Annotated in this window: 15 protein-coding genes; 1 reads left to right on the top strand and 14 read right to left on the bottom strand. The window is 70.8% G+C overall.

Annotation, left to right across the window (positions count from 1 at the left end; genetic code table 11):
* Positions 1–163 precede the first annotated feature (163 nt).
* Entirely contained in the window at positions 164–3301 is a 3138-nt protein-coding gene (gene ileS, locus IF655_RS28455; RefSeq protein ID WP_199588017.1) for an isoleucine--tRNA ligase, read from the top strand.
* Positions 3302–3839: 538 nt separating this feature from the next.
* Here the strand turns inward: ileS and IF655_RS28450 are convergent.
* The 14 genes from IF655_RS28450 to IF655_RS28385 form a co-directional block, all read right to left on the bottom strand.
* The gene (locus IF655_RS28450) at positions 3840–5105 is read right to left on the bottom strand and encodes a DivIVA domain-containing protein (RefSeq protein ID WP_199588016.1); all 1266 of its coding nucleotides are present in this window, start codon (positions 5103–5105) and stop codon (positions 3840–3842) included.
* Between the two features lie 52 nt (positions 5106–5157).
* The gene (locus IF655_RS28445) at positions 5158–5448 is read right to left on the bottom strand and encodes a YggT family protein (RefSeq protein WP_018545609.1); all 291 of its coding nucleotides are present in this window, start codon (positions 5446–5448) and stop codon (positions 5158–5160) included.
* Between the two features lie 49 nt (positions 5449–5497).
* Positions 5498–6139 carry a cell division protein SepF gene (locus IF655_RS28440; RefSeq protein ID WP_199588015.1) on the bottom strand — a complete coding sequence of 214 codons (642 nt, stop codon included), beginning with the start codon at positions 6137–6139 and terminating at the stop codon, positions 5498–5500.
* A 127-nt stretch (positions 6140–6266) separates the two neighbouring features.
* A complete protein-coding gene (locus IF655_RS28435) occupies positions 6267–6986 on the bottom strand; it encodes a YggS family pyridoxal phosphate-dependent enzyme (RefSeq protein WP_199588014.1) in 720 nt (239 codons plus the stop codon).
* A 6-nt stretch (positions 6987–6992) separates the two neighbouring features.
* Complete coding sequence (pgeF, locus tag IF655_RS28430) at positions 6993–7721, bottom strand: peptidoglycan editing factor PgeF (RefSeq protein WP_199588013.1); 729 nt, start codon at positions 7719–7721, stop codon at positions 6993–6995.
* Positions 7718–8926 carry a cell division protein FtsZ gene (gene ftsZ, locus IF655_RS28425; protein ID WP_199588012.1) on the bottom strand — a complete coding sequence of 403 codons (1209 nt, stop codon included), beginning with the start codon at positions 8924–8926 and terminating at the stop codon, positions 7718–7720. Before ftsZ ends, pgeF begins: the two co-directional genes overlap by 4 nt.
* Before the next feature lie 276 nt (positions 8927–9202).
* Positions 9203–9997: an FtsQ-type POTRA domain-containing protein gene (locus tag IF655_RS28420; protein WP_199588011.1), complete on the bottom strand. Its 795-nt coding sequence runs from the start codon at positions 9995–9997 to the stop codon at positions 9203–9205.
* Between the two features lie 26 nt (positions 9998–10023).
* Positions 10024–11112, bottom strand: coding sequence for an undecaprenyldiphospho-muramoylpentapeptide beta-N-acetylglucosaminyltransferase (gene murG / locus IF655_RS28415; RefSeq protein ID WP_199588010.1), 1089 nt, complete (start codon positions 11110–11112; stop codon positions 10024–10026).
* Between the two features lie 6 nt (positions 11113–11118).
* Complete coding sequence (gene ftsW / locus IF655_RS28410) at positions 11119–12480, bottom strand: putative lipid II flippase FtsW (RefSeq protein WP_199588009.1); 1362 nt, start codon at positions 12478–12480, stop codon at positions 11119–11121.
* Positions 12481–12548: 68 nt separating this feature from the next.
* A complete protein-coding gene (gene murD, locus IF655_RS28405) occupies positions 12549–13991 on the bottom strand; it encodes a UDP-N-acetylmuramoyl-L-alanine--D-glutamate ligase (protein WP_199588008.1) in 1443 nt (480 codons plus the stop codon).
* A complete protein-coding gene (mraY, locus tag IF655_RS28400) occupies positions 13973–15046 on the bottom strand; it encodes a phospho-N-acetylmuramoyl-pentapeptide-transferase (protein ID WP_199588007.1) in 1074 nt (357 codons plus the stop codon). The genes murD and mraY overlap by 19 nt, the downstream gene beginning before the upstream one ends.
* Complete coding sequence (gene murF / locus IF655_RS28395) at positions 15043–16458, bottom strand: UDP-N-acetylmuramoyl-tripeptide--D-alanyl-D-alanine ligase (RefSeq protein WP_199588006.1); 1416 nt, start codon at positions 16456–16458, stop codon at positions 15043–15045. The genes mraY and murF overlap by 4 nt, the downstream gene beginning before the upstream one ends.
* A gap of 4 nt (positions 16459–16462) precedes the next feature.
* Complete coding sequence (locus IF655_RS28390) at positions 16463–18118, bottom strand: UDP-N-acetylmuramoyl-L-alanyl-D-glutamate--2,6-diaminopimelate ligase (RefSeq protein ID WP_199588005.1); 1656 nt, start codon at positions 18116–18118, stop codon at positions 16463–16465.
* 44 nt (positions 18119–18162) lie between these two features.
* A complete protein-coding gene (locus IF655_RS28385; protein WP_307815092.1) occupies positions 18163–20127 on the bottom strand; it encodes a penicillin-binding protein 2 in 1965 nt (654 codons plus the stop codon).
* Between the last annotated feature and the right edge of the window lies 1 nt (position 20128).

Below are 20128 nucleotides of genomic sequence, written 5' to 3'. Positions count from 1 at the left end.
AACCGGCTTCGCGACCCCAATGAGGGGGCTCACCACCGGACGGACACCGGCGGCGGGCCAAGGAGGGTGGTACCGCGGGAGCGCGCCGCACACGGCGTGAACAGGAAGAACGCTCTCGTCCCTCCGACGGAAGGCAGCAAGTTCCGTTGGAGGATGCTCGCAGATGACAGCGCCGACGTACCGCCAGGTGCCCGCCCAGGTCGACCTGCCCGCGCTTGAGCACGCCGTGCTCGACTTCTGGCGCGACCAGAAGATCTTCGCCAAGAGCCTGGAGCAGTCCGAGGGCCGCCCCGAGTGGGTCTTCTACGAGGGCCCGCCCACCGCGAACGGCATGCCGGGCGCCCACCACATCGAGGCCCGCGTCTTCAAGGACGTCTTCCCCCGCTTCCGCACCATGCGCGGCTACCACGTCGGCCGCAAGGCGGGCTGGGACTGCCACGGTCTGCCGGTCGAGCTGGCGGTCGAGAAGGAGCTGGGCTTCTCCGGCAAGCAGGACATCGAGGCGTACGGCATCGCCGAGTTCAACGCCAAGTGCCGCGAGTCGGTGACCCGGCACACCGACGCCTTCGCCGAGCTGACCAACCGCATGGGCTACTGGGTCGACCTCGACGACGCGTACCGCACCATGGACCCCGAGTACATCGAATCGGTGTGGTGGTCCCTGAAGCAGATCTTCGACAAGGGTCTGCTGGTCCAGGACCACCGCGTCGCCCCCTGGTGCCCGCGCTGCGGCACCGGTCTCTCGGACCACGAGCTGGCGCAGGGGTACGAGACGGTCGTGGACCCCTCGGTCTACGTCCGCTTCCCGCTCACCTCCGGCCCGCTGGCGGGCGAGGCGTCCCTGCTGGTGTGGACGACGACCCCGTGGACCCTGGTGTCCAACACCGCGGTCGCCGCGCACCCGGACGTCACCTACGTCGTCGCCACCGACGGCGAGGAGAAGGTCGTCGTCGCCGAGCCGCTGGTCGAAAAGGCGCTCGGCGAGGGCTGGGAGACCACCGGTCAGTCCTTCACCGGCGCCGAGATGGAGCGCTGGACCTACCAGCGCCCCTTCGAACTCGTGGAGTTCCCCGAGCCCGCGCACTTCGTGGTGAACGCGGAGTACGTCACCACCGAGGACGGCACCGGTCTGGTCCACCAGTCCCCCGCCTTCGGTGAGGACGACCTCAAGGTCTGCCGCGCCTACGGTCTGCCCGTGGTCAACCCGGTCCGCCCCGACGGCACCTTCGAGGAGGACGTCCCCCTGGTCGGCGGCGTCTTCTTCAAGAAGGCCGACGAGAAGCTCACCGAGGACCTCGGCGCGCGCGGTCTGCTCTTCCGCCACCTGCCCTACGAGCACAGCTACCCGCACTGCTGGCGCTGCCACACCGCGCTGCTCTACTACGCCCAGCCGTCCTGGTACATCCGCACCACCGCCGTCAAGGACCGGATGATCGCGGAGAACGAGAAGACCAACTGGTACCCGGAGACGGTCAAGCACGGCCGCTTCGGCGACTGGCTGAGCAACAACATCGACTGGGCGCTCTCCCGCAACCGCTACTGGGGCACCCCGCTGCCCATCTGGCGCTGCGACAACGACCACCTGACCGTGGTCGGCTCCCGCGCCGAGCTGAGCGAGCTGACCGGCACCGACCAGTCCTCCCTCGACCCGCACCGTCCGTTCATCGACGACGTGACCTTCCCCTGCCCCGAGTGCGGCGACACGGCCATGCGCGTGCCGGAGGTCATCGACGCCTGGTACGACTCGGGTTCGATGCCGTTCGCGCAGTGGGGCTACCCGTACAAGAACAAGGAGCTGTTCGAGAGCCGCTACCCGGCCCAGTTCATCTCCGAGGCGATCGACCAGACCCGCGGCTGGTTCTACACGCTGATGGCCATCGGCACCCTGGTCTTCGACGAGTCGTCGTACGAGAACGTGGTCTGCCTCGGTCACATCCTCGCCGAGGACGGCCGCAAGATGTCCAAGCACCTGGGCAACATCCTGCAGCCGATCCCGCTGATGGACCAGCACGGCGCGGACGCGGTGCGCTGGTTCATGGCGGCCGGCGGTTCCCCGTGGGCGGCCCGCCGGGTCGGCCACGGCACCATCCAGGAGGTCGTCCGCAAGACCCTCCTGACGTACTGGAACACGGTCGCCTTCCAGGCGCTGTACGCCCGCACCTCCGACTGGGCGCCGAGCGAGGCGGACCCGGCTCCGGCCGACCGCCCGGTCCTCGACCGCTGGCTGCTGTCCGAACTCCACGCGCTCACCGACCAGGTGACCCAGGCGCTGGAGGCGTACGACACCCAGCGCGCGGGCAAGCTGCTCTCCGCGTTCGTGGACGACCTGTCCAACTGGTACGTGCGCCGCTCGCGCCGCCGGTTCTGGCAGGGCGACAAGGCCGCGCTGCGCACGCTGCACGAGGTGCTGGAGACGGTCACCCGGCTGATGGCGCCGATCACCCCGTTCATCACCGAGCGGGTGTGGCAGGACCTGGTCGTGCCGGTGGCCCCGGGTGCGCCGGAGTCCGTGCACCTGTCCTCCTGGCCGGAGGCGGACCTCAGCGCGATCGACCCGGAGCTGTCGAAGCAGATGGTGCTGGTACGGCGCCTGGTGGAGCTGGGTCGCGCCACGCGTGCGGAGTCGGGCGTCAAGACGCGTCAGCCGCTCTCGCGCGCGCTGGTCGGCGCCGCGGGCTTCGACGCGCTGGACCCGGAGCTGCACACGCAGATCACCGAGGAGCTGAACGTGGCCGCGCTGGCCTCGCTCTCCGAGGTGGGCGGCTCGCTGGTGGACACCACGGCCAAGGCCAACTTCCGCGCGCTGGGCAAGCGGTTCGGCAAGCGGGTGCAGGACGTGGCGAAGGCGGTCGCCGCCGCCGACGCCGCCGCGCTGTCGCTCGCGCTGCGCGAGGGCAACGCGTCGGTGGAGCTGGACGGCGAGGTCGTCACGCTCGCCCCGGACGAGGTGATCATCACCGAGACCCCGCGCGAGGGCTGGTCGGTGGCGTCCGACTCCGGTGCCACGGTGGCGCTGGACCTGGAGATCACCGAGGAGCTGCGCCGGGCGGGACTCGCCCGTGACGCGATCCGCCTGATCCAGGAGGCCCGCAAGAACAGCGGGCTGGACGTGGCGGACCGTATCGCCCTGCGCTGGAGCGCGAGTGACCCCGCGGTCGTGGCGGCGCTGTCCGAGCACGCGGGTCTCATCGCGGAAGAGGTCCTGTCCACGGACTTCGCCCAGGGCGAGGCGGACGCGACGTACGGCTCCACCTTCACGGACGAGGGGCTGTCGCTGACGTTCCGCCTCCGCAAGGCGTAAGCCTCCGGCGGTTCGAACGGCGGCTGTCCTGCGGCATCTTGCTGCGGGGCAGCCGCCGTTGTCGTGTCCGGGGCGGTTCGTTCTGCCGTGTGCGGTGTGCGTCGGGCTGCGGGCCGCCCTGGGCCGGTCGCGCAGTTCCCCGCGCCCCTGGGATGGGTGAGCGCCGTCGGCACGATCTGCGGTCTCGGCGGGGGCGGTCGGTCCTGCCATGTGCCGTTCGCGTCGAGCCTGCGGACCGTCCAGGGCCGGTCGCGCAGTTCCCCGCGCCCCTGGGGTGGGTGAGCGCCGTCGGCACGATCTGCGGTCTCGGCGGGGGCGGTCGGTCCTGCCATGTGCCGTTCGCGTCGGGCCTGCGGACCGTCCAGGGCCGGTCGCGCAGGTCCCCGCGCCCCTTGGGGGGCTGTGGTCAGGCCATCTGGGAACAACTCACGCCTGACGCTGTCAACTCGCGTAAAACAGGGCGGGCCCCGGACCGAAGTCCGGGGCCCGCCCTGAACGCTGCCGACGCCTATGGCGTACTACTGGCCATGCGCGGCCGTCAGTTGTCGTCCTCGTCGATCAGGAACCCGCGCATCGGCGAGGGCGCCTGGCCCATCGGGCCGGGGCCCTGCGGCCGGACCGGAGCCATCGGCTGGGTCATGGCCGGCGTCATCTGCTGCTGGCCGCCGTACGACGGGGCCGCCGGGGAGGGCGGACCGCCCATGCCCTGGTTGCCGCCGAAGGACGGGGCGCTCGCGCCGGCCGGTGCCATCGAGGGCGCCGGGGACGGCGGCAGGGACGCGGCGGCCGGGGTGCGCGGCGGGGCCAGCGAGTCGTCCGCCTGGGTCTCCAACTGACGGAGCTGGGACTCCAGGTAGGACTTCAGGCGCGTGCGGTACTCGCGCTCAAAGCCTCGCAGGTCCTCGACCTTGCGCTCCAGCGTGGCGCGCGCGGACTCCAGGGAGCCCATGGCGACGCGGTGCTTCTCCTGCGCGTCCCGCTCCAGGGCGTCGGCCTTGGCACGGGCGTCGCGCTCCAGACCCTCGGCACGGCTGCGGGCCTCGCCGACGATCTTGTTGGCCTCGGAACGGGCCTCCGCGATCGCCTGGTCGGCGGTCTGCTGGGCCAGCGAGAGGACACGCGCGGCGCTGTCGCCGCCGGGGCCACCCTGACCGGGCAGGCCGGGGCCACCCATCGGGGGACCGCCCATGGGGCCGCCCATCTGCTGCGGCATGGGCGGCTGACCGCCCATCGGACCCTGGCCCATCGGACCGGGACCCTGCCCCATCTGGCCGGGACCCTGGCCCATCGGACCCGGACCCTGACCCATCGGACCGGGACCCTGGCCCATCTGGCCCGGACCCTGACCCATGGGGCCGGGACCCTGCGGGCCGCCCTGGCCACCGGGGCCGGCGGGCAACTGCGGGGCACCGCTGGGCAACTGGGGCGGACCACCCATGGGGCCACCCATCTGCTGCTGCGGCGGGCCCGATATGCCGGCGGGCACCGGAGCGCCGGGTCCTCGCATGCCACCCTGCGGCATACCGCCCTGCTGCATACCGCCCTGCTGCATGCCCCCTTGCTGCATGCCGCCCTGCTGCTGGTCCGGCTGCTCCGGGCCCTTGCGCATGTTCTGCTGGTTCTGCGCAGCGGCCCGCGTGGCAGCGGCCAGTTTGGCGCGCAGGTCCTCGTTCTCGCGGAGCAGACGGGTCAGTTCGGCTTCGACCTCGTCGAGGAAGGCATCGACCTCGTCCTCGTCATAGCCTTCTCGGAGGCGGACGGTCGTGAACTGCTTGTTCCGCACGTCCTCGGGGGTCAACGGCATCTCTTCACCTCAACGTAGTCATCGGCAGTCGGCAAGACCGTATCGTCCACTCTCATCGCGCGAAGCTCCCCGCCACCGAGATGAGAATCCAGACGATGATCATCAGTACGAAGAAGGACAGGTCGAGTGCCACGCCCCCGAGACGCAACGGCGGGATGAACCGCCGCAGCAGCTTCAACGGTGGATCGGTGACAGTGTAGGTGGCCTCCAGTACGACCACCATCGCCTTGCCGGGTTGCCACGAGCGGGCGAACTGGAAGACATAGTCCATGACCAGCCGGAAGATCAGCACGACAAGGAAGACCATCAGCGCGATGTAGATCACCTGCGCGAACACGCTCATGGCTGCGCTTCCCTCTCCCCTGTGCCGTGCATCTTCCCGGTGGTGCTTCTCAGCTCTGGTTGAAGAACCCGCCCTCTGCGATGCGGGCCTTGTCCTCCGCCGTGACATCGACGTTAGCAGGAGACAACAGGAAGACCTTCTGCGTCACCCGTTCGATACTGCCGTGAAGTCCAAACACCAAACCTGCGGCGAAGTCGACAAGTCGCTTCGCGTCAGTGTCGTCCATCTCCGTGAGATTCATGATCACCGGGGTGCCCTCACGGAAGTGTTCCCCGATGGTACGGGCCTCGTTGTAGGTCCGGGGATGCAGGGTGGTGATCCGGTACGGCTCTCGTTCCGACACGACCTTGGGCATGATCACCGGCGCGTTCTTCTCCAGGGAGTGACGTTCTTGTGTGATGGACGCCACGGGCGCGATCCGCGCCGGACGCCCCGAATCCGCGGTCGGCGCCACGGCGTGCGAGACCGGCTCGCGCGGTGCCGGCGGCTGCACCACTCGCACAGATTCATCCCTTTGGGGTGAATGTGCGTTGTGCGACTGGTGTGACGGTTCGTGCCGTCGGTGGTCCCGCTCGGGCTCCGGGTCCAGTTCGGGCTCGAAGTCGTCGTCGGGGTCGAATCCCCGGCCGTCGTACCCATCGTCCTCCACGAGGCCGAGGTAGACCGCCATCTTGCGCATCGCGCCGGCCATGCTCTGAGTCCTCCGCTCTGTGGTGGATCGGCTGACGACTGCCAAGTGCCCGCGATCCACGTGGCCTTTGTACCGCCTTCGGCGGCATTGACCATATTTTCTGCTGTGGTCCGACTTCTTCGCGACGTTACCCGAGGCGGGGGCGGACTCCGAGTACCGCGCTGCCGACGCGCACATGTGTCGCCCCGGCCGCAACGGCCTGCTCGAGGTCCGCACTCATCCCTGCCGACACCATGGTTGCAGCAGGATGGGTTCGGCGCAGGTCCGTCGACAAATCCACGAGCCGTTCGAACGCCGCCTGTTCGCGTCCCGCGTACTCACCGGTGAGCGGGGCGACGGTCATCAGTCCGTCGAGCCGCAGTCCGGGCGCGTCGGCGACGAGACCGGCCAACTCTTCGATTCCGGCGGGCGCGACGCCGCCGCGCTCACCCCGGCCGCTCGCTCCGGCGTCGAGTGCGACCTGGAGCAGGCACCCCACCTCGCGCCCGGCCCGCACCGCCTCCCGGGAGAGGGCGGTGACGAGCCGGTCCCGGTCGACCGACTGCACGAAATCGGCGTAACCGACCACAGAACGCACCTTGTTGGTCTGCAACTGACCGATGAAGTGCCATTCCAGGGGCAGATCCGCACAGGCGGCGGCCTTCGGGGCGGCGTCCTGGTCGCGGTTCTCGCCGACCTGACGCACACCCAGTTCCGAGAGGATCCTCACGTCGCTCGCCGGATACGTCTTGGTGACCACGATGAGGGTCACCTCGTCACGGGGACGCCCCGCCGCCGCGCACGCGGCCGCGATGCGTTCCTCCACCTTCGCCAGATTTCCGGCGAGTTCGGTCCTACGGTCCGTCATGTCCACTCAGTCCAGCCACACATACCCGGCGAGCCGACCGGTGGTGCGGTCGCGCCGGTAGGAGAAGTGATCCCCCGACTCCAGCGTGCACACCGGGGACTGCGCCCGGTCGCACACCCCGAGCCGGGCGAGCTGCGCGTGCACTCCGGCGCTCACGTCGACGGCGGGAGTGCCCCAGCTCGTCACCGCGTGCGCCGTCGGCTCGACTTCGGCGACCGCGGCGCGCAGCGCTTCGGGCACCTCGTAACAACGGCCGCACACACAGGGGCCGGTGCGGGCGACGATCCGGTCCGGCTCGGCGCCGAGTGCGGTCATGGCGCGGATCGCCGCGGGGACGACTCCGGCGACCACGCCGGGTCGTCCGGCGTGCGCGGCCGCGACCACACCCGCGACCGGGTCGGCGAGCAGCACCGGCACGCAGTCGGCGGTGAGTACGGCGAGGGCGAGTCCGCGCCGGGTGGTGACGATCGCGTCCACCTCGGGAACGGGACGCTCCCCCCAGGGTTCGTCCACGACGACCACGTCGGCGCCGTGCACCTGGTTCATCCAGACCACCGACGCCGGGTCAAGTCCCAGCGCCTTCGCGGTCAGTTCACGGTTGGCCAGGACGGCGCCGGGGTCGTCGCCGACCGCGCCGCCGAGGTTGAGCTCCTCATACGGAGCGGCGCTCACCCCGCCCCACCTGTCGGTGAAGGCGAAGTGCGCGCCGCTCACGCTTTCGCGCTGTCCTATCACTTCAGGAAGTCCGGCACATCCAGCTCGACGATGTCCTCGTAGGACCGGGACTGGGGCACCGGCGGTGCGACCGGGACCTCGACCACCGGCTCGGGCGCCGGCTCCGGCTCCTCCTTCGGCGTCACGCTGCCGAGCGAGCCGAACGACGGCCGGGACTCGGTCTGCTGACGGGGCGGAGTCGGCTGCTCCTCGCGGCGCTGGGCCGGGGAGCCGGAGGACGACGCCGAGCCGAGCACGTTGTCCCGGCGGGCCGGGGGCTGCCCCCCGTCGAAGCCGGCCGCGATCACGGTGACCCGCACCTCGTCGCCGAGGGCGTCGTCGATGACCGCGCCGAAGATGATGTTGGCCTCCGGGTGGGCGGCCTCGCTGACCAACTGGGCGGCCTCGTTGATCTCGAAGAGACCGAGGTCGGAGCCGCCGGAGATGGAGAGCAGGACGCCCCGGGCGCCGTCGATGGACGCCTCCAGGAGCGGCGAGGAGATCGCCATCTCGGCCGCGGCCACCGCGCGGTCGTCGCCGCGGGCCGAGCCGATGCCCATGAGGGCCGAACCGGCCTCGGACATGACCGACTTGACGTCGGCGAAGTCGAGGTTGATCAGACCGGGGGTGGTGATGAGGTCGGTGATGCCCTGGACACCGGAGAGCAGGACCTGGTCCGCCGACTTGAAGGCGTCCAGGACCGAGACCTGACGGTCCGAGATGGACAGCAGCCGGTCGTTGGGGATCACGATGAGGGTGTCGACCTCTTCGCGCAGCTCTGCGATGCCGTCCTCGGCCTGGTTGGCGCGGCGCCGTCCCTCGAAGGTGAACGGGCGCGTGACCACGCCGATGGTGAGCGCGCCGAGCGAGCGCGCGATGTTGGCCACGACGGGGGCGCCGCCGGTGCCGGTGCCGCCGCCCTCGCCGGCCGTCACGAAGACCATGTCGGCCCCCTTGAGGACCTCCTCGATCTCCTCGCGGTGGTCCTCGGCGGCCTTGCGGCCGACGGCCGGGTTGGCGCCGGCGCCGAGTCCGCGGGTGAGTTCACGGCCGACGTCCAGCTTGACGTCGGCGTCGCTCATCAACAGCGCCTGCGCGTCGGTGTTGATGGCGATGAACTCGACGCCCTTGAGGCCGACCTCGATCATCCGGTTGATGGCATTGACACCACCGCCGCCGACACCGATGACCTTGATGACTGCGAGGTAGTTCTGCGGTGCTGCCACGTCGAAGGCCTCTCGCCTCGAATTACGTTGTCGCGCCGGGCGGTTCCCGACCGGGACGACGGATGCCGAATTGGGACGGTCCGAACGCCGACCCGAACCCTAACCCTGAAGTTTAGGGTTACCAGTGTGTCTGTTCCCTGGAGTCTTCTGAACAGGACACTAAGTCGACAAGCCGCGCCCGTTCAACGAACACGCCGAACCTCCCGTTTTTCTTTTCACCCTATGTGATCAGCCGTAGCAGTGCCCAACCAGGGTGCTGGCCTGCGCTGATGTACGTCAACTCCCGGCTGACGCAGGGGCGGTGGGCACGCTGACATCGAAGTGCCGGGCGTCGGGAGCTGCTTTCATGAGAGCGGTGAGGGCCCGCGCCTTGGCGGCGCCGTTCTCCGAGCTGCCCCATGCCACCGTGCGGCCGTCCTTCAGCCGCAGTGAGATGGCGTCGTAGGACCGGACTTGGACCGCCCGGGTGTCCTTCCTGACGGGTGCGGGCAGCGCGGCGGCGACGCGTACCGCCTCGCGCGCCAGGCGGTCGGTGCCGAAGCGGCGCAGGCTCGCGGCGCCCGAGTCCTCGTGGGAGACGGTGAGTTCGAGCAGCGGCACCCCGCGCGGTGCCTGCGGCACGGTCGCGAACCGGACGCCCTGGGCGTCGACTTCGGTGTATTCCGAGCCCTTGCGGACGAGCAGGGACGGGGTGCGTTCGGTGACCTTCAGGGCGATGCCGTGCGGCCAGGAGCGGTCCGCCTCGACGGAGTCGATCCGGGGCAACTCCCGCCGCAGGCGCGCCTCGATGGCGCCGGTGTCCACCGAGACCAGCGGGGCGCCGACCGGGACGGCGGCGGCCCTGCGGACCTCGGTCGGGGTCAGCACGCGGGTGCCGGAGACCGCGACCTGACGCACCCGCAGCCACTCGGAGCCGTACAACACCCAGACGGAACCGGCTCCGAGGAGGACGAGCAGCACCGCCAGGGCGATGATCGTACGAAGCCGCGGTCGTCGCAGCCCGGGGACGAGCGGCGGGCCGGACACCTCCGGTCGGCGTGCGTCGCGCTCGGCGACGGTGGGTCCGGCCACGCTCACTGTCCCTTCGTTCGACGGTCCTACCGGCCCGCGGCGATCGCCTCGTAGACCATGCCGACGAGGAGGTCGTCGGCGTCGCGGCGGCCGAACTCACCGGCGGCGCGGGACATCTCGTAGAGGCGGTGCGGGTCGGCCAGGACCGGCAGCACGTTCTGCTGGATCCACTCCGGCGTCAGGTCCGCGTCGTCCACGAGGAGTCCGCCGCCCGCCTTGACCACCGGCTGGGCGTTGAGCCGCTGTTCGCCGTTGCCGATGGGCAGCGGGACGTAGGCGGCCGGGAGCCCGACGGCGGAGAGTTCGGCGACGGTCATCGCGCCCGCGCGGCAGAGCATCAGGTCGGCCGCGGCGTACGCGAGGTCCATCCGGTCCAGGTAACTTACCGGGAGGTACGGGGGCATCCCCGGCATCTGCTGCACCTGCGGCAGTTCGTTCTTCGGGCCGACCGCGTGCAGGATCTGGATGCCTGCCTGCTGGAGCCAGGGCGCGACCTGCTGGACGACCTCGTTCAGGCGCCGGGCGCCCTGCGAGCCGCCGGAGACCAGCAGGGTCGGCAGGTTGGGGCTCAGACCGAAGTAGTGGCGAGCCTCGGGGCGCAGGGCGGCGCGGTCCAGGGTGGCGATGGAGCGGCGCAGCGGGATGCCGATGTAGCGGGCGTCCCGGAGCTTGCTGTCGGGCGTGGAGACGGCCACCCGGGCCGCGTAGCGCGAGCCGATCTTGTTGGCCAGACCGGGGCGGGCGTTGGCCTCGTGGACCACGATCGGCACGCCGAGGCGCTTGGCGGCCAGATACGCGGGCAGCGCGACGTAGCCGCCGAAGCCGACCACGGCGTCCGCCTTGGTGCGCTCCAGGATCTGCTCCGTGGCCTTGATCGTGCCGCGCAGCCGTCCCGGGACCGTGATCAGCTCGGGCGTGGGCTTGCGCGGCAGCGGGACCGCCGGGATCAGCGCCAGCTCGTAGCCGCGCTCGGGAACGAGCCGCGTCTCAAGGCCGCGTTCCGTGCCCAGGGCCGTGATCCCCACGGTGGGGTCCTGCCTGCGCAGGGCGTCCGCGAGGGCGAGCGCGGGCTCGATGTGGCCCGCGGTACCCCCGCCGGCGAGTACGACATGCACCGAAATTCACCGCTCTCCGGACGAACGCGCCGCCGAGGCACGCCGTCGCATCGTGTTCCATCTCCGGGGCACCCGCTCGGCACGGGAGCCGCCCGCCCGCTTTCTACCAAAGCGGGGTTGCCGCATCGCCAGCGCCGCCCGCGCAGCGGGATCGTCACGCGCGAAGGCGATCAGCAGCCCGATGGCGAACATGGTCGGCAGCAGGGCGGACCCTCCGTAGGAGAACAGCGGGAGGGGGACACCGGCGATCGGCAGCAGGCCGAGCACCGCACCGATGTTGATCACCGCCTGCGCGGTGATCCAGGTGGTCACGCCTCCCGCGGCGTACCTCACGAAGGGGTCCTCCGTGCGTCCGGCCACGCGGATACCCGCATAGCCTAGAGCGGCGAACAGGGCGAGCACCGACAGCGTCCCCGCCAGACCCAGTTCCTCACCGGTGACGGCGAAGATGAAGTCGGTGTGGGCTTCGGGGAGTTGACCCCATTTCTCCACACTCGCGCCAAGACCGGAACCGAAGATTCCGCCGGAGGCGAGGGCGTAGATCCCGTGCACGGCCTGCCAGCAGTCGGCGCCGCCCGCCTTGGGCTCGGTCGCGCCGATGCAGGCGAGCCGGGCCATCCGGTTGGGGCTGGTCTTGATGAGGATCACACCGATCAGCGCCGCGACCGAGAGCACCCCGGCGAACAGCCTGGTCGGAGCCCCGGCGAGCCAGAGCAGACCGAACAGGATCGCGGTGAGGATGATCGCGGTGCCCATGTCGCCGCCGAGCATGATCAGACCGAGCAGCATGAAGGCGACCGGGACCAGCGGGACCAGCATGTGCTTCCACTGGGTCAGCAGCTTCTTGTCCTGCTTGCGGGCGATCAGGTCCGCGCCCCACAGGACGAGGGCGAGCTTGCCGAACTCGCTGGGCTGGATCTGGAAGGAGCCGCCGAGCGAGATCCAGTTCCGGTTGCCGTTGACCGACATCCCTATCCCCGGCACCTGCACCAGCGCCATCGCGAAGACGGCGACGGCGAGGATGGGGTAGGCAAGCGCCCGGTGCAGCCGTACCGGCATCCGGGAGGCGGCGAAGAGCAGCGCGCCGCCGATGAGCGCGGCGAGGAACTGCTTGCGGAAGAAGAACGAGCCGGGCAGCGAGAGCTGGAGCGCGGTGATCTGGGAGGCCGAGTAGACCATGACCAGACCGAGCACGATGATCAGCAGGCTGCCGCCGAGGATCAGGTAGTACGCGGTCAGCGGGCGGTCCCACGCCTTGCGGGCGCGGGTGCGCAGTCTGCGGAGGGGGTTGTCGGGCACGCTCGGCCGGGGTGCGGGGCGGCGGACCGCCCGCTGCACGGGCGGTCGTCCGGTACGGCTAGCGGCCATCCACGCCTCCCCTGAGCACCGAACGTCCCACGCGTCCCTCCCAAGTTCCGCCCGGCGGGCGGCCGGGGTCAGGCGCCGAGCTCGCGGACGGCCGCCGCGAACGCGTCACCGCGCTGGTTGTAGTTGGTGAACATGTCCATGGAGGCACAGGCGGGGGCCAGCAGGACCGTGTCACCCGGCCGGGCCAGTCGCTTCGCCTCCGTCACCGCCTGGAGCATCGCCCCAGTGTCGGTCCGGTCGAGGTCCACGACGGGTACTTCCGGGGCGTGTCGCGCGAGGGCCTCGCGGATCAGCGCGCGGTCGGCGCCGATCAGGACTGCGCCGCGAAGGCGCTTGGCGGAGTTGGCGACCAGCTCGTCGAACTCGGCGCCCTTGGCGAGTCCGCCCGCGATCCACACGATGGGCTCGTAGGCGGCCAACGAGGCTTCCGCGGCATGGGTGTTGGTCGCCTTGGAGTCGTCCACGTACGCCACGCCGTCGAGGTCGGCGACGTGCTGGATGCGGTGGGCGTCGGGGCGGAAGGCGCGCAGTCCGTCGCGCACCGCCTGGGCCGGCACTCCGAAGGAGCGGGCGAGGGCGGCTGCCGCCAGCGCGTTGGCGATGTTGTGCAGGGCGGGCGGCTCGACGTCGGAGACCTCGGCCAGCTCCTGCGCGTTCTTGTGCCGGTTCTCGACGAAGGCACGGTCGATCAGGATGCCGTCCACGACGCCGAGTTGGGAGACGGCCGGGGTGCCGAGGGTGAACCCGACGGCCCGGCAGCCCTCCTCCACGTCCGCCTCGCGGACCAGGTCCTCGGTGCGCGGGTCGGCCACGTTGTAGACGCAGGCGACCTTGTTGCCCTCGTAGATACGGCCCTTGTCGGCGGCGTACGCGTCCATGGAGCCGTGCCAGTCGAGGTGGTCCGGGGCGAGGTTGAGCACCGCGCCCGAGTAGGCGCGCAGCGAGGGCGCCCAGTGGAGCTGGTAGCTGGACAGCTCGACGGCGAGGACGTCGTACTCCTCCTCGCCGAGGACGGCGTCCAGCAGGGAGACGCCGATGTTGCCGACCGCCGCCGTGCGCAGACCCGCCGCCTTGAGGATGGAGGCGAGCATCTGCACGGTGGTGGTCTTGCCGTTGGTGCCGGTGACGGCGAGCCAGGGTGCCGCGTCAGGACCCCTGAGGCGCCAGGCCAGCTCCACGTCGCCCCAGATCGGCACGCCCGCCCGCTCGGCCGCCTGGAAGAGCGGCTTGCCGGGCTGCCAGCCGGGGGCGGTGACGATCAGCTCGGTGCCCTCGGGGAGCGCCGCGCCGTCGCCGAGGCGGACGGTGACGCCGAGCGCTTCCAGTTCGGCGGCCTGCGCCCGTGCCCGCTCGTCGTCGCCGTCGTTGACGACCGTGACGATCGCGCCGCGCTCGCGCAGCGCCCTGGCGGCCGGGACGCCCGAGACGCCGAGTCCGGCGACCGTGACGCGCCTGTCCTGGAATTCGCTCTGCCCCGAAGGCACCGAGGTGGTCACTTGTCCGCTGCCCATCCCGCGTAGAAGAGGCCCAGTCCGACGATGACACAGATGCCCTGGATGATCCAGAAACGGACCACCACCAGGACTTCGGACCAGCCCTTGAGTTCGAAGTGGTGCTGGAGTGGTGCCATCCGGAAGACGCGCTTGCCGGTGAGCCGGAAGGAGCCGACCTGGATGACGACCGACATGGTGATGAGGACGAACAGACCGCCCATGATGGCCACCAGCAGCTCCGTGCGGGAGAGGATGGCCAGACCGGTGAGGACACCGCCGAGGGCGAGCGAACCGGTGTCGCCCATGAAGATCTTCGCCGGGGAGGTGTTCCACCACAGGAAGCCCAGGCAGGAACCCATCAGGGCGGAGGCGACCACCGCGAGGTCGAGCGGATCGCGGACCTCGTAGCAGGCGGCCGGGTTGGTCAGGGTCATCGCGTTGGCGCAGGACTCCTGGAACTGCCAGACGCCGATGAACGTGTAGGCGCCGAAGACCAGGACGGAGGCGCCGGTGGCGAGACCGTCGAGACCGTCGGTGAGGTTCACGCCGTTCGACATCGCGAGGATCATGAACAGCGCCCAGACCACGAACAGCACCGGGCCGATGTTCCAGCCGAAGTCCGTGATGAACGACAGCTTGGTCGACGCCGGGGTGTTGCCCCGGTTGTCCGGGAACTGCAGCGCGAGGGCCGCGAAGCCGATGCCGACGATGAGCTGTCCCGCCATCTTCGCCTTGGCCCGCAGACCCAGCGAACGGCGCTTGACGATCTTGATGTAGTCGTCGAGGAAGCCGACCAGACCCATGCCGAACATCAGGCCGAGGACCAGCAGACCCGAGTACGTCGGGGGCTTGCCGGTGATCACCTTGCTGAGGAAGTACGCGGCGATCGTGGACAGGATGAAGGCGATGCCGCCCATGGTCGGCGTACCGCGCTTGCTGGCGTGCTCGCGCGGGCCGTCGTCGCGGATGAACTGGCCGTAACCCTTGCGGGCGAGGAGCTTGATCAGCAGCGGGGTGCCGATCAGCGTCAGGAAGAGGCCGATGACGCCTGAGAACAGGACCTGATTCATCATCGGGCGGCGACCTCGCCCTCGGTCCCGGCGGAGGCGAGCGTCTGGGCGACGCTCTCCAGACCCACGGAACGGGACGCCTTCACCAGCACGACGTCCCCCGGGCGCAGCTCGCTGCGCAACAGGTCGATCGCCGCCTGTGCGTCGGACACGTGCACCGACTCCTCACCCCACGAACCCTCGTTGTATGCGCCCAGTTGCAGCCAGGAGGCTTCGATCCCCCCGACCGCGACGAGCTTGCTGACGTTGAGCCGGACGGCGAGCCGTCCGACCGCGTCGTGCTCGGCGAGCGCCTCGTCCCCCAGCTCGGCCATCTTGCCGAGCACCGCCCACGTGCGGCGCCCCTTGCCCATGGCCGCGAGCGCCCTGAGGGCGGCACGCATGGACTCGGGGTTGGCGTTGTAGGCGTCGTTGACGATGGTCACGCCGTCCGGGCGCTCGGTGACCTCCATGCGCCAGCGGGAGAGGGAGCCCGCCTCGGAGAGCGCGGTGGCGATCTCGGTTGCGGACATGCCCAGCTCATGGGCGACGGCGGCCGCGGCGAGCGCGTTCGACACGTGGTGCTCACCGTACAGGCGCATGGTCACATCGCTTGCACCGGAGGGTGTGTGAAGGCTGAAGGCAGGCTGTCCGCTGTCCGTGAGTCGCACGTTCTCGGCGCGTACGTCCGCTTCGGCCGACTCTCCGAAAAGGACCACCTTCGCGCGGGTACGGGAGGCCATGGCGCGCACCAGCGGGTCGTCGGCGTTGAGGACGGCGATGCCGCCCTCCTCGGCCGGGGGCAGTGCCTCCACCAACTCGCCCTTGGCCTGGGCGATCTGCTCGCGTCCGCCGAACTCGCCGATGTGGGCGCTGCCGACGTTGAGCACGAGTCCGACCTTCGGCGGGGTGAGACCGGCGAGGTAGCGGATGTGCCCGATGCCGCGGGCGCCCATCTCAAGCACGAGGAACTTCGTCTCCTCGGTGGCGGACAGGGCGGTCAGGGGCAGCCCGATCTCGTTGTTGAGCGAGCCGGGCGTGAAGACGGTGGGCGCCTTGCCGCCGAGGACCTGGGCGATGAGGTCCTTGGTGCTGGTCTTGCCCGCCGAGCCGGTGAGCGCGACGAGGGTGGCGCCGAGGCGCTCCACCACGTGGCGGGCGAGGGCGCCGAGGGCGCTCTGCACGTCGTCCACGACGACGGCGGGCACGCCGACGGGGCGCGTCGCCAGGACGGCGACGGCGCCCGCCTCGACGACCGCCTCGGCGAAGTCGTGGCCGTCGGCCCGCTCACCGCTGAACGCGACGAAGAGGGCGCCGGGCACCACCTCGCGGGAGTCCCGGACGACCGGTCCCGTGACGGTGACGGACGTATCCGGTATGTCGTGTGTCTGCCCGCCGACGACTGCTGCGATCTCGGCGAGGGAGAGGGCGATCACAAGTTCATCCCTGGGTGTTCTGGATAGCTTCGCGGAGCACCTGGCGGTCGTCGAAGGGACGGACCACGCCGGCGATGTCCTGGCCCTGCTCGTGGCCCTTGCCCGCGACCAGCACGGTGTCGCCCGCGGTCGCGCGGCCCACGGCGGCGGCGATGGCGGCGGCACGCTCCTCGAAGAGCAGCACCTCGCCGCGCTCGTGCGCGGGGACGGAGGCGGCGCCTTCGAGCATGGTCGCGAGGATCGCGAGGGGGTCCTCGGAGCGGGGGTTGTCTGAGGTCAGTACGGCGATGTCGGCGTACCGGGCGGCGGCGGCGCCCATCGGGGCGCGCTTGGTCCTGTCGCGGTCGCCGCCGCAGCCGAGCACGATGTGCAGCCGGCCCTTGGTGACCTTGCGCAGCGCCTTGAGCACCGATTCGACCGCGTCGGTCTTGTGGGCGTAGTCCACGACCGCGAGGTAGGGCTGTCCGGCGTCGACGCGCTCCAGGCGGCCGGGGACGCCGGGCACGGCGGCGATGCCGTCGGCGGCGGTCTGCGGGTCGATCCCGGCCGAGGCGAGGGCGACGAGGGCGGCGAGGGTGTTGGCCACGTTGAAGGGGCCGGGCAGCGGCGAGCGGGCGTGCACGCGCTCGCCGTTCGGGCCGATCGCGGTGAACGTCGAGTCCATGGGCCCGATCTGGACGTCCTCGGCGCGCCAGTCGGCGTCCGGGTCGCCCTCGGCGGAGAAGGTGACGACCGGGACGCCCGCCTCCCGGGCGAGCCTGCGACCGTACTCGTCGTCGGCGTTGACCACGCCGAATCTGCTGCGCTCGGGCGTGAAGAGCTGGGCCTTCGCCTGGAAGTAGTCCTCCATGCCGGAGTGGAACTCCATGTGTTCCGGGCTCAGGTTGTTGAAGACGGCGATGTCGAAGACGCAGCCGTCCACCCGGCCCAGCACCAGCGCGTGACTGGAGACCTCCATGGCGACCGCCTCGGTGCCGCGTTCGCGCATGACGGCGAACAGGGCCTGGAGGTCGGTGGCTTCGGGGGTGGTGCGCTCGGACTTGATGCGCTCCTCGCCGATGCGCATCTCGACGGTGCCGATGAGCCCGGTGGCGCGTACGGCCTTGAGACCGCCCTCGACGAGGTAGGCGGTGGTGGTCTTGCCGGAGGTGCCGGTGATGCCGATCTGGAGCAGCTCGCGGCCCGGGTGTCCGTAGACCGTGGCGGCCAGTTCGCCCATCTGCGCGCGCGGGTCGTCCACGACGAGGACCGGCAGTCCGGTCGCTCCGGCGCGCTCGGCGCCGGTGGGGTCGGTGAGCACGGCGACGGCGCCGAGGCTCGCGGCCTGGGTGACGAAGTCGGCGCCGTGCAGGCGGGCGCCGGGCAGTGCGGCGTAGATGTCGCCGGGGCGGACGGCGCGCGAGTCGTGGGTGATGCCCGTGACCTCGGCGGAGCCGGCCGGTGCGGCGATCCCCAACTGATCGGCGAGTTCCGCGAGGGGGGTGGCGGAGATCCGAACCGGTCGTGGCGGTCCCGGGTAGGTCACGGAAGCGCCCTTCTGGGTGGTTTGGGACTGATCAGCGTGTGGCACGGCGGTGAGCGTACCGGGAGTACCCGCCTCGGGGCGAAGCGAGGGGCGGGGGCCTGTTCGGTTCCCGTCGTCGGGGGTGATCGTTGTCACGGCTCGTTCCTGGTGGTGGGGGCCCGGTGGGCTGTCGCGGCCGGTCAGGGCTGGTAGGTGACGGGCAGGTTCGCGGGCTTCGCGCCGGTCGGCGGGACCTGGAGGGTCTTCAGCGCGAACTCCATCACCTGCTTGTAGACGGGTCCGCAGATCTGTCCGCCGAAGTAACTGCCGGAGGTGGCGTTCTGGATGGCGCAGTAGACCGTGACGCGGGGCTTGTCGGCGGGGGCGAATCCGGCGAAGGAGGAGGTGTATCCGTGGTACCTCCCGGTGGCCGGATCCACGCGGTTGGCGGTACCGGTCTTGCCCGCGACGCGGTAGCCGGGGATGCGCGCCTTGATGCCGGTGCCCTGTTCGTCGTCGACCACGGACTCCAGCATCTGGGCGACGGTGCGGGCGGTCTTGTCGCTGACCACCCGGGTCTTCCCGGGCTGCGGCGCGGGGGTGAAGCGCCCGTCGGCGCCCTTGGTGCCGCGCACCAGGGTGGGCGCGACGCGCACTCCCCCGTTGGCGATGGTCGAGTACACGGACGCCGCCTGGACGGCGTTGATGGAGAAGCCCTGGCCGAAAGGGATCGTGTACTGCTGCGAGGTGGACCACTTGGCGGCGGGCGCCAGGATGCCCGGGGTCTCGCCGGGGAAGCCGAGTCCGGTGGAGCGGCCGATGCCGAACTTGCGCAGGTACGAGTAGAGCGTGTCGTTGGCCGCGCGCTGGGTCTTGCCGAGCTGTCCGGTGGCGAGGATGGTGCCGATGTTGCTGGACTTGGCGAGCACGCCGTTGAGGGTGAGGTGCCAGGTGGCGTGGTCCACGTCGTCCTGGAAGAGCCGGTCGCCGCGGTGCAGCCGGTTGGGTACGACGACATGGGTGAGCGGGGTGGCCGCGTTCTCCTCCAGGACGGCGGCCATGGACATCACCTTGGCAGTCGAGCCGGGTTCGTAGGCGTCCTGGAGGGCCGCGTTGCCCATGGCGGCGGAGTTCGCCTTGGACAGGTCGTTGGGGTCGAAGCCGGGCGAGTTGGCCATGGCGAGGATCTGACCGGTGCGGGTGTCCTGGACGACGACGTAACCCCGGTCCGCCTTGGACTTCCTGACCTGCTGGGAGATGGCGTTCTGCGCCGCCCACTGGATGTCGCGGTCGATGGTCAGCTCGATGTCGCTGCCGGAGACGGCGGGGGTCTCGGTGGAGCCCGCGGTGGGCACCTCGCGACCGCCGGACTGGGCGTAGCGGATCTTGCCGTCCTTGCCGGTGAGCTGCTTGTTCAACTGCTGCTCGATGCCGCCGCCGCCCTTGCCCTCGCTGTTGACCCAGCCCAGTATCCCGGCGGCGAGGTCGCCGTTGGGGTACACGCGCTGGCTGCTGGGGTCGGCGAAGACGCCCGCGAGCACGTTGGCGATGCCGGACTTCTTGGCGAGGGCTGCTTTGAGGTCCTTGATCTGCTTCCAGACCTGCGGGGTCTGCCGGGTGGCGAGCCGGGCGTAGCGCGACTCCTTGTCGGCGGGGCGGAGCTTCTTGACGAGCGTGGCCTGATCCTCGTTCAGGATCGGGGCGAGCAGGGCGGCTGCCTGCTCGGGTCCGTCGGAGACCTTGAGCTGCTCGGGCTGGAACATCATGGGGTCGGCGGTGATGTCGTAGGCGTCCTCGCTGACGGCGAGGGCCACCCCGGAGCGGTCGGTGATCCGGCCGCGCTCGGCGGCCAGGGTGTGCACGACGTAGCGGTTCTGCTCGGCCTTGGCGGTGTAGGTGCTGGCGTCCACCGCCTGGACCTGGAGCAGCCGGACCACGAACGCGGACAGCACCAGGGTGAAGGCGAGACCGACCAGGCGCAGCCGGGGGCGCGGGCTGCCGAGCCGGAAGGCGGGGCGGGACGGGGTCCGGGGTCCGGACGGGCGGCGGGCCGGGCGGGCGCCGGGGCCGGGGCGCCCCGGCTGGCGCCGGGTGGCGGCGCCGCGGGGGCGGGGCGGTCCGGCGGCCCCGGGCACGCGGCGACGCGGCGTTTGCCTGTCGGACACT

This window comes from Streptomyces sp. DSM 110735, from assembly GCF_016482685.1.
In the GTDB taxonomy this organism is placed as follows: Bacteria; Actinomycetota; Actinomycetes; order Streptomycetales; family Streptomycetaceae; genus Streptomyces.
The sequence above is the reverse complement of the archived record's forward strand: the minus strand, read 5'-3'. Positions and strand labels throughout refer to the sequence as shown.

What these genes read in the sequence shown, in the direction of transcription:
- ileS (WP_199588017.1), top strand. Translation starts at nt 164, where the DNA reads ATGACAGCGCCGACGTACCGCCAGGTGCCCGCCCAGGTCGACCTGCCC.
- IF655_RS28450 (WP_199588016.1), bottom strand. Translation starts at nt 5,105, where the DNA reads ATGCCGTTGACCCCCGAGGACGTGCGGAACAAGCAGTTCACGACCGTC.
- IF655_RS28445 (WP_018545609.1), bottom strand. Translation starts at nt 5,448, where the DNA reads ATGAGCGTGTTCGCGCAGGTGATCTACATCGCGCTGATGGTCTTCCTT.
- IF655_RS28440 (WP_199588015.1), bottom strand. Translation starts at nt 6,139, where the DNA reads ATGGCCGGCGCGATGCGCAAGATGGCGGTCTACCTCGGCCTCGTGGAG.
- IF655_RS28435 (WP_199588014.1), bottom strand. Translation starts at nt 6,986, where the DNA reads ATGACGGACCGTAGGACCGAACTCGCCGGAAATCTGGCGAAGGTGGAG.
- ftsW (WP_199588009.1), bottom strand. Translation starts at nt 12,480, where the DNA reads ATGGCCGCTAGCCGTACCGGACGACCGCCCGTGCAGCGGGCGGTCCGC.
- murD (WP_199588008.1), bottom strand. Translation starts at nt 13,991, where the DNA reads ATGGGCAGCGGACAAGTGACCACCTCGGTGCCTTCGGGGCAGAGCGAA.
- mraY (WP_199588007.1), bottom strand. Translation starts at nt 15,046, where the DNA reads ATGATGAATCAGGTCCTGTTCTCAGGCGTCATCGGCCTCTTCCTGACG.